The 16,425-nt window shown below is 54.6% G+C and carries 20 protein-coding genes; 13 read left to right on the top strand and 7 right to left on the bottom strand.

All coding sequences use genetic code 11. The features are described 5' to 3' along the window. The first annotated feature begins 143 nt into the window (after window positions 1-143). Window positions 144-1,220 carry a magnesium-protoporphyrin IX monomethyl ester (oxidative) cyclase gene (gene acsF, locus VB780_RS05700; protein ID WP_323350176.1) on the top strand — a complete coding sequence of 359 codons (1,077 nt, stop codon included), beginning with the start codon at window positions 144-146 and terminating at the stop codon, window positions 1,218-1,220. A 77-nt stretch (window positions 1,221-1,297) separates the two neighbouring features. On the opposite strand, the gene hetL is transcribed toward acsF, so the two are convergent. Together hetL and VB780_RS05690 are read right to left on the bottom strand one after the other, a co-directional pair. Then, the gene (gene hetL / locus VB780_RS05695; RefSeq protein ID WP_323350175.1) at window positions 1,298-1,999 is read right to left on the bottom strand and encodes a heterocyst differentiation pentapeptide repeat protein HetL; all 702 of its coding nucleotides are present in this window, start codon (window positions 1,997-1,999) and stop codon (window positions 1,298-1,300) included. A 182-nt stretch (window positions 2,000-2,181) separates the two neighbouring features. Beyond that, a complete protein-coding gene (locus VB780_RS05690) occupies window positions 2,182-3,612 on the bottom strand; it encodes an MFS transporter (protein WP_323350174.1) in 1,431 nt (476 codons plus the stop codon). Between the two features lie 175 nt (window positions 3,613-3,787). Between VB780_RS05690 and VB780_RS05685 the strand changes: the two genes are divergently transcribed. Together VB780_RS05685 and VB780_RS05680 are read left to right on the top strand one after the other, a co-directional pair. Further along, window positions 3,788-4,378 carry a hypothetical protein gene (locus VB780_RS05685; protein ID WP_323350173.1) on the top strand — a complete coding sequence of 197 codons (591 nt, stop codon included), beginning with the start codon at window positions 3,788-3,790 and terminating at the stop codon, window positions 4,376-4,378. A 223-nt stretch (window positions 4,379-4,601) separates the two neighbouring features. Then, window positions 4,602-4,877 carry a hypothetical protein gene (locus VB780_RS05680; RefSeq protein WP_323350172.1) on the top strand — a complete coding sequence of 92 codons (276 nt, stop codon included), beginning with the start codon at window positions 4,602-4,604 and terminating at the stop codon, window positions 4,875-4,877. Window positions 4,878-4,957: 80 nt separating this feature from the next. Here the strand turns inward: VB780_RS05680 and VB780_RS05675 are convergent, their stop codons facing one another. Continuing rightward, window positions 4,958-5,422: a hypothetical protein gene (locus VB780_RS05675; RefSeq protein ID WP_323350171.1), complete on the bottom strand. Its 465-nt coding sequence runs from the start codon at window positions 5,420-5,422 to the stop codon at window positions 4,958-4,960. Between the two features lie 312 nt (window positions 5,423-5,734). On the opposite strand from VB780_RS05675, the gene VB780_RS05670 reads away from it, so the two are divergent. Continuing rightward, window positions 5,735-6,292, top strand: a complete 558-nt coding sequence (locus VB780_RS05670) for a hypothetical protein (protein WP_323350170.1) — start codon at window positions 5,735-5,737, stop codon at window positions 6,290-6,292. 92 nt (window positions 6,293-6,384) lie between these two features. Next, the gene (locus VB780_RS05665; RefSeq protein ID WP_323350169.1) at window positions 6,385-6,693 is read left to right on the top strand and encodes a hypothetical protein; all 309 of its coding nucleotides are present in this window, start codon (window positions 6,385-6,387) and stop codon (window positions 6,691-6,693) included. A gap of 6 nt (window positions 6,694-6,699) precedes the next feature. On the opposite strand, the gene VB780_RS05660 is transcribed toward VB780_RS05665, so the two are convergent. Continuing rightward, window positions 6,700-7,665, bottom strand: a complete 966-nt coding sequence (locus VB780_RS05660; protein WP_323350168.1) for a helix-turn-helix domain-containing protein — start codon at window positions 7,663-7,665, stop codon at window positions 6,700-6,702. A 442-nt stretch (window positions 7,666-8,107) separates the two neighbouring features. Between VB780_RS05660 and VB780_RS05655 the strand changes: the two genes are divergently transcribed. The 8 genes from VB780_RS05655 (at window position 8,108) to VB780_RS05620 (ending at window position 14,979) form a co-directional block, all read left to right on the top strand. Further along, window positions 8,108-9,337, top strand: a complete 1,230-nt coding sequence (locus tag VB780_RS05655) for a hypothetical protein (protein ID WP_323350167.1) — start codon at window positions 8,108-8,110, stop codon at window positions 9,335-9,337. Window positions 9,338-9,538: 201 nt separating this feature from the next. Further along, window positions 9,539-11,029 carry an arylsulfatase gene (locus tag VB780_RS05650; protein WP_323350166.1) on the top strand — a complete coding sequence of 497 codons (1,491 nt, stop codon included), beginning with the start codon at window positions 9,539-9,541 and terminating at the stop codon, window positions 11,027-11,029. A gap of 83 nt (window positions 11,030-11,112) precedes the next feature. Next, window positions 11,113-12,024: an HAD family hydrolase gene (locus tag VB780_RS05645; RefSeq protein WP_323350165.1), complete on the top strand. Its 912-nt coding sequence runs from the start codon at window positions 11,113-11,115 to the stop codon at window positions 12,022-12,024. Between the two features lie 43 nt (window positions 12,025-12,067). Beyond that, window positions 12,068-13,054, top strand: a complete 987-nt coding sequence (locus tag VB780_RS05640; protein ID WP_323350164.1) for a formylglycine-generating enzyme family protein — start codon at window positions 12,068-12,070, stop codon at window positions 13,052-13,054. Then, window positions 13,051-13,728 carry a hypothetical protein gene (locus VB780_RS05635; RefSeq protein WP_323350163.1) on the top strand — a complete coding sequence of 226 codons (678 nt, stop codon included), beginning with the start codon at window positions 13,051-13,053 and terminating at the stop codon, window positions 13,726-13,728. The genes VB780_RS05640 and VB780_RS05635 overlap by 4 nt, the downstream gene beginning before the upstream one ends. Window positions 13,729-13,774: 46 nt before the next feature. Further along, window positions 13,775-14,167, top strand: a complete 393-nt coding sequence (locus VB780_RS05630; protein ID WP_323350162.1) for a DUF1622 domain-containing protein — start codon at window positions 13,775-13,777, stop codon at window positions 14,165-14,167. A gap of 47 nt (window positions 14,168-14,214) precedes the next feature. After that, the gene (locus VB780_RS05625; protein ID WP_323350161.1) at window positions 14,215-14,622 is read left to right on the top strand and encodes a YidH family protein; all 408 of its coding nucleotides are present in this window, start codon (window positions 14,215-14,217) and stop codon (window positions 14,620-14,622) included. Between the two features lie 87 nt (window positions 14,623-14,709). After that, window positions 14,710-14,979: a transposase gene (locus VB780_RS05620; protein WP_323350160.1), complete on the top strand. Its 270-nt coding sequence runs from the start codon at window positions 14,710-14,712 to the stop codon at window positions 14,977-14,979. Between the two features lie 109 nt (window positions 14,980-15,088). Here the strand turns inward: VB780_RS05620 and VB780_RS05615 are convergent, their stop codons facing one another. From VB780_RS05615 to VB780_RS31340, 3 genes are all read right to left on the bottom strand, one after another. Continuing rightward, on the bottom strand, window positions 15,089-15,961 hold the full coding sequence (locus tag VB780_RS05615; RefSeq protein WP_323350159.1) for an ISL3 family transposase: 873 nt from the start codon (window positions 15,959-15,961) through the stop codon (window positions 15,089-15,091). After that, complete coding sequence (locus tag VB780_RS31345; protein WP_416349202.1) at window positions 15,906-16,091, bottom strand: transposase family protein; 186 nt, start codon at window positions 16,089-16,091, stop codon at window positions 15,906-15,908. The genes VB780_RS05615 and VB780_RS31345 overlap by 56 nt, the downstream gene beginning before the upstream one ends. A 69-nt stretch (window positions 16,092-16,160) precedes the next feature. Then, window positions 16,161-16,280 (bottom strand): transposase family protein, encoded by a 120-nt coding sequence (locus VB780_RS31340; protein WP_416349201.1) that lies wholly within the window; start codon window positions 16,278-16,280, stop codon window positions 16,161-16,163. Between the last annotated feature and the right edge of the window lie 145 nt (window positions 16,281-16,425).

Here is a 16,425-nt window from a genome sequence, read left to right as displayed (position 1 = left end):
GAGCTCTGACTCCCTAGCTTCTTTGGATATAGAGCGTCAGGCCTGAGCATGGGTCTGTCCTAATCCGCAATCAATCGCCCATTGACAATCAATCACTAACTAGTGATAAAGTGCTTTTCAATCCTTTAGACCCGTAAATTCCCATGGTGACTGCCCTCCCCAAGTCCGCACCCCAGCCCGGTGACAACTCGGTCAAAGCCGCTATTGAAGAAAACCTGCTGTCGCCCCGGTTCTACACCACCGATTTTGACAAGGCCGCCACGATGGATCTGTCGCTACAGGCAGAAGAGCTCCAGACCATGCTGGAGGAGATGCGGGCCGACTACAACCGACACCATTTCAGCCGCGACGATTCCTTCAAGCAAGGGTGGGATCAGATACAAGGGGAAGATCGGCAGGCGTTTATCGACTACCTGGAGCGATCGTGCGTCTCAGAATTTTCGGGCTTTTTGCTGTTCAAAGAGCTGTCGCGGCGAATCAAAGATCGCAGCCCGGTGCTGGGCGAAATCTTTAGCCTCATGGCCCGCGACGAAGCTCACCACGCCGGGTTCCTCAACAAGTGCATGCAGGACTTCCACATTTCCCTCGACCTGGCCAAGCTGACTAAAACCCGTGAGTACACCTTTTTCCCGGTGGAGTGGATTGTCTACGCCGTCTACCTGTCTGAGAAAATTGGCTACTGGCGCTATATTCTCATCTATCGCCACTTAGAGCAGCATCCTGAACACAGCTTCTACCCCCTGTTCAACTATTTTGAGAGCTGGTGCCAGGATGAAAACCGCCATGGGGATATCTTTAAGGCGTTGGTGCGATCGCAGCCTCACATGTGGCAAACCTGGCAGGGTCGCCTCTGGAGCCGCTTCTTCTTGCTCTCAGTCTTTGCTACCCATAGCCTGACGGTGCATGAACGGGCCAAATTCTACGAAATGCTGGGTCTAGACGCCACTGAATTCGACAAAGAAGTTGTCCGTAAAACCAACGACACCGCCGCCTGCGCCTTCCCCGTCTATCTAAATGTCGAACACCCCGAATTTTTTCCGCGTCTGGAACGGGCCGCCGCTCGCAACCTAAAAATTAATCAGCTGATGGAAAGCTCAGCCCCTAGATGGGTTAAGCAGATCCGCAAACTGCCCCTGGTACTGGGCATCATCGGCGATCTGCTGCGCCTCTATCTGATTAACCCTTTGAATGCCGAAGCGCTGCGAGGCACAATTCGGTAGATGAGAATAAGGTTCTGCTGATTATGCTTGGTAGTACCGCATGGGTGGCCCGGAACTGCTCAACTCTTTGTCTGAACTCAACCATTTGGCAAGGTAGCACCGGTAAGGTCAGCCTGGGCCAAATTTGCCCCGGTCAGATCGGCCTCAGCCAGATTGGCCCCGCGCAAAATCACGCCAGTGAGGTCGGCATAGCTGAGGTCGGCCCCCTGCAGATTGGCCCCGCTCAAGTCTGTTCTTGGTAATTCCCGACGAAATCCTTGGCCTAGCTGGGTACGGCAGAGCTTGGCCCCGCTCAAATTTACCTGGGCCATCTGCGCCCCGCTGAGCTGGGCGTAGCTCAGGTTAGCACCCTCTACGTTGGCTCTCATTAGGTTGGTTTGTTGATCAGAGCCAGGGCGCAGATCGGCATCGATCAGTAGCGCGTGAGCAAGATTGGCCCCTTGAAAGTTGACGCCGCAGAGAATAGCTTTAATCAGATTGGCGTTGCTCAAATCAGCGCCCACAAACACGGCACCACTGAGGTCGGCATCGCGCAGCTGGGCCTGGGGGCACTGAGCTGCAGTAAAGTCAGCACCCCACAGCAGGGCTTCGCTAAGGTCGGCCTGGGCAAACTTGCTGTGGGTAAAGTGGGTGCGGCCTAGGCGGGCCTGGCGCAGATCGCTGTGACTGAAATCGGCACCGCTGAGGTCAGCTTGCAGTAGCTCAATGTCTGTGAGACTGAGGCCCGAGAAGGTGCGATCGCCCCGGCCATAGCGCTCTAAAATTTCACCCGCATCCATGGGTCACTCGCCGCACAAACATATCAGCAGTTTACTGGACACTGTCTACCTCGGAATAGGGGTTTAAGGGCAATATCGCCCATTCTTTTAGAGACCATTGCCCAGCCGTAAACCCTGTACCTTACACCTGAAACCCTTAACCCTAGGCAGTTAGCACTGGTTACCACCCGCGTAGTTAAGGGCTAGAACACCTCAGGATTTTGATCGTTTAATTGCAGCAGAATGGAGCGGTGGCGATCGCGGCTAATCGGATAGTGCCAGGCCAGCACCAAGCCCAGCCCCATAACCAGCGCTGGTAGCAGGCCAATCTCTAGCCGAACGATCAACACCCCTAAGCTGGGCTGCACCGGATTGGGGGCATTGCCGGTGGTGGAGACTAAACCGCCCCAGCTCAGGCCCTGGCTAAGCAAAAAAAGCGCGATCGCCAGACCAAACTTTTGCATTTGCATCATCAGCGCGTAAAACAGCCCTTCCCGGCGGTGCCCGTAGCGCAGCTCATCCAGGTCAATTACATCGGGCAGCATCGAGAACGGTATCAGGTAAACCGTGGATAGCCCGATGCCAATGGCGATCGCACAGCCGTACATCAGCCCAACCTGGTCGGGTGACAGTAGTGAGAGGCTGATCTGGCCGCCCATAGCGACTGGTAGCCCCAGGAACAACACGCCTTTTTTACCCCTGGGGCGCTGGCTAAACCAACGCCCCAGGGGTACCGTTACCAACGCCACAGTCTGCATCAAAATAGCCATCTGAGTGACGTGCTGCATGGGCAACTTCATCCAGCTTTGGATGAAGTAGGGCAAAATCGCCACCATGCCCTGAATTGAGACCCAGGTCAGCACGTAGATACCGGTAACTAGCTGAAACTCGCGATGGCGAAAGATGGTAGCCAACTGGGGCACCAGAGCAGGGGCGACCCTGGGTGCTGGAGCGGCATGCCCTGGGGGCTGCCGTTCTAACGCCAGCGGAGACCAGGCTAGCGTTTGACCGTAGGTGCCCCAAACGCAGAGAAAGATTGCTGCCATAGCGATCGCCGCACAGACACCGCCCAGGATCAAATACCCCTGGGCAAAGCTGGGCACGCCGGCAAAAATCAGTTGGGCCAGCAGCAGGACACCGATACCCGCCGCGATCAAAAATCCAGTCTGAAAGCTGCTGAGGTCAACCCGCGCGTCATAATCTTGCGCTAGATCGGGGGCCAGAGCCGAGTAGGGCACCATCACCGCCGAAAAAGCGGCGTCAAATAACAGCGCTACCACCGTGTAATACAAAAACAGGTACAGATGGTAATGGGGATCAGTCTCTGCAAAGGGGGGAACCACCCACTGCAAAACCGTAAACAACCCCAGGGGAATGGCCCCTGCCACCATCCAGGGATAGCGCTGACCAAACCGAGAGCGGGTGCGATCGCTCAGCCAGCCCACAATCGGATCATTGACCCCATCCCAAATTCTGCCGACTAGCAGCACTGTGCCCGCCAGAGCCGCCGGTAGCCCCGCCACATTGGTCAAAAAATAGAGCAGAAAAACAACGCGAATATTTTGAATCACCGCCCGGGTGACCTCCCCTATGCCGTAGGCCAACTTAGTGCGGCGAGTCAAGCGATGTGCCATAGACGTCGACGGGGCAGATGAGAACATAGCCGTAGATCAGGGGATGCGAGGACGAAGAAATACAGACATGCATAGCAGAAATATCTGAAGTTTTGTCTGGGGGATACACCGGCTACCTAGCCCCAATCATCCCGCTCAACCCAGAACGCAAGTTGGAATTTTGGGATATTCCCCGGTGGGAAGGCCGGTTATTTTTATTGAAGTGTATGCTCGAAAAACTTCTGACTTCGATCAGATGCACTCCAAAAGTAGCCAAAAAGGATATGAAAATACTATGAAAAAACGTTACTTGCTCAGGCTATTGCTATTCGCTAGTCTGGGGTCGTCAATAGGTATGCTGGGGACCGATGTCAAGGCTGATATGCCAGCTCAAATTATGAGCCAAGCCAGTCAAGACGATACCTGTATTAATTTGCTAGAGGTCACGACTGGTCAAGCTCAGATTCGCCGAGTAATCAAATTCTCTCTCTTTGGACCTGGCAACATTCATTTAGATTTTGCCGTGCCACCCAATGGCACTATTGACTATTACGAAGTGACGTTTGTACCTGAGAACAATGCGACCTACAACCTAGGCGTCAACTTTAGATATCCCGATGGGTCTCAGGCAAACGTCTTTTCTGCCTCGGCGGCGGTTGAGAAAGATCGAACCTACTCCCGCCGATTTGTTTCTCCAACCGGTGAGCGGCCTTTTCTGATCAATACCAGCGTTGGTGGCGAAAATAATATCGCCTACAATATTAACGTCCGTGGCTGCCAAAACTAAGTAAGTAAGCCCAAGGATGGTCGGGTGCCTCACACTGAGCAGTGACGCACCCAATCTGGACTGTTGGTCTACCACAACAACACGACGGCATCGTTTCATTGGTTGAGGTAAATGCGCAAGTCGCTCATCTGCTCATCTACAGACCGGCCACTTGAGTCGCATTCTGGCGAAAAAATCTGGCATCCAGGTCAGGCGTCAGGCCCCATGGCTTAACAAACAGGCCTTGAGCGACCCCAGCAGCAACAAGATTGTGGCCAACCTGTCCAACCGCGCGGTGTCTGGTATGTTGCGCGGCTGGAAATGGGGTCTCAGCACCCAGGGCATAGAACATTCAAAGCGATCGGATATCTGGCGCGATCGCACCCTACGGCGAGCCTTTGAACTCATGGGCGGCGTCCCCGCCATCCAATTGTTGCCAACCCAGTCGAGCATTTCGCCGCAGATCCTAGCCGAATTGGCTGATCCTGTGGCACTGCCCGCAGCGACACGAGCGGCGTAAGCAAGACAATCACAATTGCCTTCCTGTCCGGCTAACACAGATCGCTCTGTTGGACGGACAGGAAGGCCAGCCCAGGAAGATCAACTCTTGAAACCAGAAACGCGAGGCTGCTGTTTGATCGCCGGATTGGGAAACATGGAGCGCTGCTCGATCCAGTAGCCAATCGTCCAGACCGAAACGATAGTATCGACAATGATGACCGGGAAAAAACCGTGGGTATTTTCATTGGCAAACCCACGAGAGCCCACAAAGAGCAGAACCATTAAGAATTTTTCCGCAAAAGAGTAAAACACGACCGAGTTTCGCCAGGATTGCTTGAACGCAGCTACGACCATCACCACGCCCATAAAGCCAACCATGACACCCCAATGTTGATAGATGAGATAGTGCCCTTGATCGAAATAGTTCGTCGCAAAAGTTTCGCTATAAGGGAGTCTCAATATGTTGACGATCGCCCACTGAGGCGCGATCGCAAAGATAAAGACACTAGCTGTAGCCAACCCCATGACGAAGAGCATCTTTGATAGGTAGCGGGTAAAAAACATAGTGGAATCCTCTAGTTAAATTCCTCAGAATACGATGCCTGATCGGAGCCTTGACTTACTATTGAATACCTTGGAGTTAAAACTCTCTAGATCTTACCCCAAACCTTATACAAAGTTTAAAATGAAGGCAAGTCATGAGTGCCGTAGCCTGTATTAATTTTGTTTCTTCATACAGCAATCTTATTTTTTTGGGTTATGAGCCAAGCATGACAGAAAGGGTTAATAAGTATGAATTCGACAGCTTAACGCCATTACTGTAGATCTAGAGATGCTATCGTTTTTCTGGTAAAGTTTGTTTCATTGATAGAAGCCATGAGTATTAAGTCAAAGTTTCTAGCCTGTTCTGCTCTGGTTTTTTGCCTGACGACAGCAACAATTCCTCTTTCTGCAAAGGCGATACCCGTAGCCCCCCCAATAGAAGTTGCGCAGGCTACTGCTCAGCTCACAGAAGAGGATGTTCAGGCTGTCATTGATCTATTACAAGCTGCGCGAGACAACAGAGATATAGAGGGCACCCTTGAGCTAATGGCACCCTTTGCGGTAACGGTCGTGACGGTTGAGTCTGGCAATGGTCTCTCAACAATTACCACCCATCTGGAAGGGATGGATGCCCATCGACAAATGCTGGAACAATCATTTAGCCAGGTTCAGAGTCGGGAAAGTCTGAAGAATTATGTGACTATCGACATCATCGACGATAATTTTGGCCTCGCAAAAATTTATCAGATGGAAACCTTTGAAACATCGGCGGGGGAAGCCTGGATAGCGGCTAGTCAGACTGTACTTCGATTGGGCCGAGTCGATGGTCAGGTGCTGGTCACATCTGCGACGGTCGATGGCTGGATTTCGGCCCGTCCTTCCCAGGATTAAGACCTTAGCAGGGTTTCTAGAATTGTGATGATTTGAACTTTGAAACGTGCAATAACGAGGACGAAATGATGAAACGATCAATAGCTATTGGTTTGTCTGTCTTTGCTGCGATCGCATCCCTGGCACCGACTGCCCAGGTTGTGCAGGCTAGCTTTGGCAACTTTATGTTGGGGGTTGGGGCCGCCGCCGGGACAAGTGCCGTCATCAATTCCAATCGCAGAGCAATTGAAGCAGAGCAACGAGCCACCGAGGCTGAGCGCCAGCAAACCGTCTCCCCCGAAGAGGAATTCTTTCGCGGACTTCAGGATGCCCTGAATGGTCTACCCTACGACAACTTTCGTGCCACCGCTAATTACGATGAGGGCTTCCAGGAAGGGGTACGACGCTTGGAAGCGCGATAAAAGTTTTTACAGAGGTCCTTTCAACGTCTCCGATGGCGACTCGCCAAACATCTGCCGGTAGTCGCGGGAAAAATGGCCCATGTGCCAAAAGCCGTAGCGGTTAGCGATGCCCAACACCGTAGCTTGGGTTGGGTCACTGGCCTTGAGCGCCCGGCGCACCCCGTTGAGCCGCGCGGTTTTGAGGTAGGCCATAGGGCTAAGGCCAAAAATATCTTGAAATCCGTAGGAGAGAGCACTTTTGCTGGTTTTAACAGCTTTGCAGATTGCCTCTAGGGTAATGGGTTCGTCGAGGTGGGCCAGCATATAGGCCTCGGCTTCTTGCACCAGGCTTGCCCGGCGAAAGGGATGAGTGCAGAGGCGGGGGCAAACTTCGGCGCTAAAGCAGTTGACTAATAGAGGTAGCAGATCGCCCAAGATGAGGGGATAAGAACGCGCCAAAAAATCTGGGTTTTTAACCGCCAGGTAAAAGATTTGGTTGAGGTAGTCGCGCAGATTACCGAGCCGCTGGTCTTCAATTTGAATCGCGTTTTGTCGAAAAAATTGGGCATCTACATCGTCTCGTTCTACATCATGCAAGTACCATTGCAAACGGGCCAGGGGCACCAAAATTATCCCCATGTGAAAGTTTTCTGGAGTAATTAAGCTAATCTCGCGGACAGGGTCAAAGCCAAATAGCGCCTGGGGAGGCAGCGCCTGTTTATGGGTGACAATTGTTCCTTGAGGCTGGGCCAAACTGATGCTAAACGGGACTTGCCCCGGTGGCTTTGGGCCTAGGGTATAGAGACTACAGCTAGTGATCATGCGCACTAGTTGCAGATCCTCCAATTGAACTTTGGTGACGGATCCTTCAAAGCGTCCAGATTCTAGCTGGGTTAAGGAAAGCCCCTCGGCGTGAAAGGCTTGGCCAAAGGCATCAACATCTTGAAACTGACGATACAGGACAGGATTAGGCCGCTCTGAGGTGTTCAACATATTGGACTTGGGGACTCCAAAACTGCGCTTTCGTGAACCAATGAGTCGATCAATCAGGGCACTCCAACAATTTCCCTCAGCTCTCTTTCAGGCATTACCAAAAAGAGTATGAATCAAGCACTCAACGTCCCCGCAGGTGCAAATGGCCGTTTGCACTCACCCAAATTCACGCTTCAATTCGGCGAACACCTTTTGTTAAATGAGATTACGCTTTGTTACTAATTGCCAGGTTGGAATTTTCGGATAGTTGCAGATATTAAAAGCCATTATATTGCCCTACATCCCCATTATCAGCGCTAAATCTGAAATTGTCTTTTTAATCAATCGCAGTAGCCAAGTTAAACCTTGCCTCAGTCCAGAAGTGGAGTTTTACCGGTAGGGAAACTCTGCTTCTGGACTTGATATAGCGACCCCCAAATAGCCTAAGAGCGAAGGCACTGTCATGAACTACAACATCAATTTTGTCGGCCTGGGGGCTGCAGTGGCGATCGCGCTGCTGCCCACCCAGGCTACGGCCAACGCCCTTACCCGATTAGAAGATGCTGATGCGCACCCCCCTGCGCCAACGAGTTTGGAACCGCTGCCAGCGATCGTGCCAGACGTCGTGCCCGAAGCAGAGGTAACCGTCGGGATTGCTGAGTTACCGCCGGAAGATTTAGAACTGATCCCCGCCATGGAGGTAGCCGAGCCTGACGACCCTATTGAAGATGCAGGGGCGGCGGTGCCAGCTAACGACTCGGTTCAGGGGGTAGCAGCAGGCAAGGCCATTGCCGATGCGCTAATCGAAGCGAGCCTAGGTGCCACCGCCACTGATCTTCAGCCCATTGCTGACGTCGCATTACCAGCGATGCCCCTACTCGCCCAGGACGCCGCCGATCCGGCCTTGACGGATGACGGCTCAGCAGCCTCGGGGACGGTGTGGCATTTTAGCTTCGAGCCATATATTGCCTTGCCCGTCAGCACCACGGGCAACCTGCGGGTCAACCGCATCAATGTCCCCATCGACGTGGGCCTCAGCCAGGTACTCGACCCCTTAAATTTCGCCTTTATGGGCCAGTTTGAAGCTTGGTACGAGCACCAGGGCATTGTCTTTAGCACCGAGTACTTTGCGGCGGGCCGCAACAATATCAGAAATTTCACCCTGCCGCCCGTGCTCCAAGGGGTGTTGCCCGGCACCCTGACGGCTAACACCTCCCTTGATATGCTCACGGCTGATTTACTCTACGCCTATCGCTTTTCTGGCGAGCCCGAAAATGGCTACGGTAGGGTGTTTACCAAGTTTGATCTGCCGCCAGTATCTTTTGATCTGATGGGGGGGCTACGGTTTTCTTGGCTGGCCCAGCAGACCACGCTCACCACCGGCTTGGGCAGGTCAATCGGTGCATCGACCAGCAATGTGGTGGCCGAACCCGTCATTCGCGGGCGGCTGCGCTGGAACACCTCTGACACCCTAGCCCTCAAGTTTGATACCAGCGTTTCTGGCTTTGGTCTGGGCGAGGCCTTTACCTTTTCGTGGTCGGGCCTGGCGGCGCTGGAGTGGCTGTTTTCGGGCAATACCTCTCTCAACGCGGGCTACCAGGTTAACTACGTGACGTACTCCGGAGATAGCGGGGCCAGGGCAATCGATCTCACCAGTCATGGCCCCTACCTGAGCGTCCTGTTTCGATTTTGAGCCCTAGCCCAGGATTGCGCTTTGTGAAGAACGGCAGATTGGAATTTTCGGATATTCACGAATAGGCAAGATTCCTATAGTGGCGTATGCGCTGCATCTCCATTCCCCATTCTGCATCTGACATCGCCGCTATCCCGGTCACGGCAGACCTCATCGAGGGTAGCCCCCGTCCTTAAAACACTTACTAAAAGGATAAAATCCATGCCCAACGGTAAACCCAACATTCTCATTCTCTGGGGCGACGACATCGGCTGGTGGAACATCAGCTACAACAGCCGGGGCCAGATGGGCTACCGCACCCCCAATATCGATCGCGTTGCCAACGAAGGGGTCGCCTTCACCGACTACTATGGCCAGCAAAGCTGCACCGCCGGTCGCGCCGCCTTCATCACCGGGCAAAACCCCATTCGCACCGGGTTGACCAAGGTGGGCATGCCGGGGGCCGATTTGGGTCTGCAAAAAGAAGACCCCACCATTGCCGAGCTACTCAAGCCCCTGGGCTACACCACCGGCCAGTTTGGCAAAAACCACTTTGGCGATAAGGATGAGTTTTTGCCCACGATGCACGGCTTTGACGAATTTTTTGGCAACCTCTACCACCTCAACGCCGAAGAAGAGCCCGAAGACCCGGACTATCCCAAAGACCCCGAGTTTAAGAAGCGGTTTGGCCCTCGCGGAGTGCTGCACTGCCTAGCCGATGGCAAAGGCGGTCAAACCATTGAAGACACCGGCCCGTTGACCAAAAAGCGGATGGAAACCATTGATGACGAGGTGACGGAACGCGCCCTGAAGTTCATCGACCAGGCCCACCAAGACAATAAGCCCTTCTTTATGTGGTACAACACCACGGCGATGCACTTTCGCACCCACGTGGCTGACAAAAACCGGGGCAAGAGCGGCCAGGGCGACTACAACGATGCCATGGTGGCCCACGACGAGCACATCGGCGAAATGCTCGACAAGCTCGACGAGCTGGGCATCGCCGACGACACCATCGTCATGTACTCCACCGACAACGGCGTTCACTACAACACCTGGCCCGATGCGGGTATCACTCCCTTCCGCAGTGAGAAAAACACCAACTGGGAAGGCGGCTGGCGGGTGCCGGCGTTTCTGCGCTGGCCGGGTAAGATTCCGGCAGGCTCGGTAGTGAATGGCATTGTTTCGCACCAGGACATTTTGCCGACCCTGCTGGCGGCGGCGGGTGAGCCTGAGGTGAAAGAAAAGCTGCTGAGTGGTCATACCATTGGCGATCGCACCTACAAGGTGCATCTCGACGGCTTCAACATGCTGCCCTACCTAACGGGCGAAGTGGAGGAAAGCCCTCGCAAATATTTCTTCTACATCAGCGACGATGGCGACATTCTGGCCATTCGCGTCGGCGACTGGAAGACAGTGCTGATGGAGCAGCGGGCTAAGACCTTGCAGTGCTGGTTTGAGCCCTTTGTAAAGCTGCGCGCCCCCAAAATGTTTAACCTGCGTCGCGACCCCTTTGAGCGGGCCGATGAGAACTCCAACACCTACTGGGATTGGGTAATTTCCCACGCCTACCTGGTCTATGGCATGCAGGCGGTGGTAGCCCAGCAGATCGAGGCCTTCCAAAAGTTTCCGCCCCGCCAAAAGCCTGCCTCGTTCAACCTGGATGCAGTGATGCGGCAATTAGAGGAATCGGGCAGCAGCCGCAACCACTAGGCCTGAGTCGCGAAGACCTCCGGGGTTTGCAAAACCCCGGAGGTCTAAACCACTGAGTGCCCCATACCCATTGATGTTCTTCCATGACCGATCCTCTTCCCTGCTGGAATGATGGAGCTGCTAAGCAGGCCATTCTCGATTTTGTGGCCCAGGTGACTACGTCCCACAGCTCCACCTTTGTGCCCCCCAACCATCGCATTGCCACCTTCGACAATGACGGTACTCTCTGGTGCGAGTACCCGATGTATGTGCAAGCCTTCTTTGTCTTTGACCGGATCAAAGCGCTGGCCCCCCAGTATCCGGAGTGGAGTGATCAAGAGCTGTTCGCATCGGTACTCAAAGGCGATGTCAAATCTGCGCTGGCCGGAGGGGAGCATGCCCTAGTAGAGCTGGTAATGGCCACCCACGCGGGCATGACCACCGACGAGTTTACGGCGATCGTCAGGGACTGGCTGGCGACGGCGAAGCACCCCACCACCCAAAAGCTGTTTACCGAGATGGTGTATCGGCCGATGTTGGAGCTGCTGGACTATCTGCGCGCTAACGACTTCAAAACCTTTATCGTCTCTGGCGGCGGCGTGGAATTTATGCGCCCCTGGGCCGAGCAGGTCTACGGCATTCCCCCCGAGCAGGTGATTGGCAGCAGCATTAAAACTCGCTTTGAGATGCGCGATCGCCAGCCGGTGATTGTGCGACTGCCGGAGCTGCTGTTCTTTGACGACAAGGAAGGCAAACCGGCAGCCATTCAGCACTACATTGGCCGCCGACCGATCGCGGCCTTTGGCAACTCCGATGGCGACTTGCAGATGTTGCAGTGGACGAGTGCCGGAACCGGGGCCAGCCTGGGGCTGATTGTGCGACACACCGACTGCGATCGCGAGTTTGCCTACGACAAATCGGCCATGGGCAGCCTGGAGAAAGCTCTGGTGGAAGCCCCTCAGCAGGATTGGGTAGTGGTTGATATGCAGCACGACTGGAACCGCATTTTTGCCTAGCAATAGACTCAGACCAGCGCAACTGATCTCAAGGAGATGCCCTATGGCGCGATCGCCCCTGCCCACCCCAGCTACCCCCAAACCGCCCGGTCGCCCCCCCGCCAAAGACATGGTGTGGATTCCCGGTGGCACCTTCACCATGGGCTCTGACCACCACTACGCCGAAGAGGCCCCCGCCCACAGCGTCACCGTAGACGGCTTTTGGATGGATAAATACCTGGTCACCAACGCCCAGTTTCAAAAGTTTGTCAAAGCCACGGGCTACGTCACCTTTGCTGAGCGCCCCGCCAATCCCGACCATTACCCCGGTGCGAAAGCCGAGCTTTTGGAGCCGTCATCCTGTGTCTTCGTCAAGCCCGATCGCCCCGTAGATAAGGGCAGCCACTACAACTGGTGGGCCTATATTGCTGGAGCCAACTGGCGACACCCCGAAGGCCCCGGCAGCACCATCAAAGGCCGCGAGCACCATCCCGTAGTGCATGTTACCTACGAAGACGTGGCCGCCTACGCCCAGTGGATCGGCAAGGATATCCCCACTGAAGCCGAGTGGGAGTTTGCCGCCTGGGGCGGGCGCAAAAACGCTGAGTTTGTCTGGGGCGACGAGCTGCATCCCCACGGCAAAATGATGGCCAATACCTGGCAGGGCGAGTTTCCCTGGCAAAACCTCAAGACTGATGGCTACGAAGGCACCTCCCCGATTGGAGTATTTCCCCCCAATAGCTACGGCCTCTACGACATCATCGGCAACACCTGGGAATGGACGACCGACTGGTACCAGGAACACAACCAGATCAAGCCAGACGCTTGCTGTGGCGAACGGATCAACCCGCGCGGCGGCGACCTTGAGGCCAGCTACGACCCCCAGACCCCCGAGATCAAAATTCCTCGCCGGGTGATTAAGGGCGGCTCGTTTTTGTGCGCCCCCAGCTACTGCCGCCGCTACCGGCCCCCCGCCCGTATGGCCGAGCCAGTGGATACCTCCACCTGCCATCTGAGTTTTCGGTTAATCGTGCGACGGAGCACACCATGACCCCAGACACTCCCCTGCCCCGCCGCGCCGGGCTCACCGCACCCAAGTCTGCCGCCGTTGCAGGCATTGTGTTTTCAGGGTTATTTATCACCAGTTTGGTGCTCTTTTTGGTGGCCCTTCCCGCCACAATGGATAGCCCAACGGTGTTTAACGCCCATCGGCAAACGCTGACTGTGGGGTTAAACCTGGTGCCCTTTGCAGGCATCGCCTTTCTGTGGTTTATGGGGGTGGTGCGCGATCGCCTGGGCAGCAACGAAGACCAGTTCTTTGCCACGGTGTTTTTGGGCAGCGGGCTGTTGTTTATCGCCATGCTGTTCACCGGGGCGGCGGTGACGGGTAGCCTGCTGGTGCTCTACGCCAACGAGCCCAACCCGCAGATTGCCGCCAGCTACTATGCGATCGGTCGTACCTTCGCCCGCGAGATCGTGATCAACTACGCCATTAGGGCGGCTGGGGTGTTTATGATTTCGACCGCCACTCTGTTTTTGCGCACTGGGGTACTGCCTCGCTGGCTGTCGTTTTTGGGCTTTGGCCTGGCGCTGACCATGCTGTTTCGGGTCGGCCACATCGATCGACTGGGCTGGGTAGTGCTGTTTTTGCCCCTGTGGATCCTGTTGATTAGCGTCTATGTGCTGATCGACAACTATCGCCGCAGGGCAAAGGCTGCGCTCTGAGCGTGGCCCCGGCCCACCGTTCTAGTGCTAGCAAAGGAAGAGATCAATGCTGGAGTCGTTGGAGTACCTGATCGACCATGTGGCGGGGTCGTTAACGCTGATTCTAGAGGGCATCTCGGTATTCTGCATTTTGGTGGGGCTGCTAACCACGCTGCAGCTGGCGGCCAAGCAGCGTTGGAGTCGCTATTTTCGCAAACAGCCCACTGCCTACGATCCCGAACTCTCTCTGGACAGAGTCAGGCTCAATTTTGGCCTATGGCTCTCGTTGGCCCTAGAGTTTCAGCTCGGGGCCGACATCGCCAACACTACCGTTGCTCCCTCCCTAGAAGCCTTGGGCAAGCTGGCCCTGCTAGCGGTGATCCGAACTTTCCTCAATGTGTTTTTGGCCCGTGAGCTAGAGGCCGAAAAAACCGCTATTCATCTCGCCCAACAGCCCTAATCACCCCTCTAATCGCCCCTAAAGTTGCCTTCTTAGCGCCTAAACCCATGCCGCCTTTCTCCCCGCCGTCAGCGCCTGAGCCCTACAACCTCAACAACGAACTGGCCAAGGAGCGCAGCCGGGCCGCCGCTGAGCGCACCCTGATGGCCTGGATTCGCACAGCGCTGTCACTGATTGGCTTTGGCTTTGGCATCGATCGCATTGTGGCGGCGGTGCAGAGCAGTCGGCTATCTGGCAGCGATCGCATTGATCTGAGCGTGCGACTGCTGGCCGTCGGGTTCATTGCGATCGGCAACATCGCTCTGCTGGTGGCCGTGATCCAGCATCAACAGATCCTAAAACGCCTGCGCCGCAACGACTTTCGCTACAGTTCTGAGATTCCTATTGCTCTCATCACTGCCATTAGTCTGCTCGTTATTGGCACCCTGGCGCTGTTAACGCTGATTGCGGGGTAGAGCAGAGCGAACGACAGCGGTGAGCACTGACCTTATCTCAAAAAAGTGGACATTCCCGAAGAGTCGACAACGAAGGAGAATGTCCAGATGACCCAAAAACCGCGAAGGACATTTACAGACGAGCAAAAAGCAGAAGCTGTTCGCATCGTGGGCCAATCGGGTAAACCGGTTAGCCAGGTTGCTCAAGAAATGGGTCTGACCAAAAGTGCATTGCGCAAATGGGTAAAACAAGCCCAAATTGATCACTCCGGTGACACCCAAAGTTCATTGACCTCCACTGAGCGCCAAGAATTAAATACGCTGCGACGAGACCTAAAACAGGTGCGAAGGTCTCAGGATTTCTTAGAGGGCGTTTGAAAAGTGATTTGCTGTAGTTTTAGTCACCTGCTGATCCCCCCTGCCCCCCTTAAAAAGGGGGGTAAAAGTCCCCCTTTTTAAGGGGGATTTAGGGGGATCTCCACTTTTGCTACAAGAAATAGGACTTTTCAAACATCTTCTTAAAAAACGGCCTGGCTCTACCGGGATGAATATGCAGCCGTGGCAGGGAAATGCCACAGCTAATCAGGCAGCGCAATTCAAACCGTTCAAAATTTCTGAACCCGTAGCCGGAGCGTTTGATGAGCTTTAAGCGATTGTTGATGCCCTCAACGACGCCACTGGTGGTTCTGTGCTCAAAGTATTGCAGAATCTCGCCAAACCATCGCTTCATGGTCGCCACTGAGTTTGGGTAAAGGCTTTGCGCCATCGCCATCCAGGCCAGCAAGCTGATCAAAGCGTCACTCCCGTTCTGGGCCTCAAAGACCGCTCGAAAAGCTTCCTTGGTTTCATGCATCAAGACGAGTTTGGGGGCCACCGCTTTCACTTCAGCAAGTTTTTCGATTTGCTTGTCCGTCAGCTTTTCCTCTGGTTTCAGGACGGCGTACTTGCTGTTTTTGAGCGCCGCTTGCGCCGCCTCCGGAGTAATGCCGTCTGGCAAGTCTTCGGGATGACGCCGAAACGCGTTGCGCGCTTGGTTGAGTTCATCAGTGACCAACTTCATCACATGAAAGCGGTCCGCCACAATCTCAGCGTGGGGCATTAATCGCCGGACTAACCCCCGATAATTGCCCGATAAGTCGATGCTGACTTCCTCAATGTTCGATAATACCTCCCCTCCCCAAGCCAGCAACACCGTCTCAATAGCGGCATGGGTGCGGGCTGGGGCTATCCCAATGAGGGCATGTGTGTCGAGGTCACTCAGAACGACCACAAAGTCTTTGTGCCCTTTGCGTAGGGCGATTTCATCAATGCCCAAACGCCGTAACTGACTCACGTCGATATCGACTTTTTTCGCCCACATACTCTACCATCGACCACACGATATCCTCACTTAATCCCTGATGACGGGCCACATTAGCATTATCACTGTGGATCACTTGCTCGACCACCCGCTCGGCATAACGGTCGGTATAGCTCCGCCGATCCCCCATAAATTCCAAGTCCTCGCTGAACGGCTTACCACACACCGCACACTTAAACTGGCGGCGGTTAACCCGTAATCAGTTCTGGCCATAGTGACTGATGGGCAAGTCTCGCACGAGATGCCAATGATTTTGGTGCAGATGGTGACTGACGGTGCCACAGCGAGGACAAACGACTGACGCTGCATGGACTTCCACATCGAGAATCAAGCTTCCTTACTGGCCTCATAAGACTCGACATCAACACCAGATAGACCCAGTAGTTCCGTGAGTAGAGGCACCATAACGACTCGGTATAGTAGCGATTACATCAGCATACTCATTCCCGTAGAGCCCTAATCCT

It is taken from the genome of Leptolyngbya sp. CCNP1308 (genome assembly GCF_034932455.1).
Lineage (GTDB): Bacteria > Cyanobacteriota > Cyanobacteriia > Phormidesmidales > Phormidesmidaceae > Nodosilinea.
The sequence above is the reverse complement of the archived record's forward strand: the minus strand, read 5'-3'. Positions and strand labels throughout refer to the sequence as shown.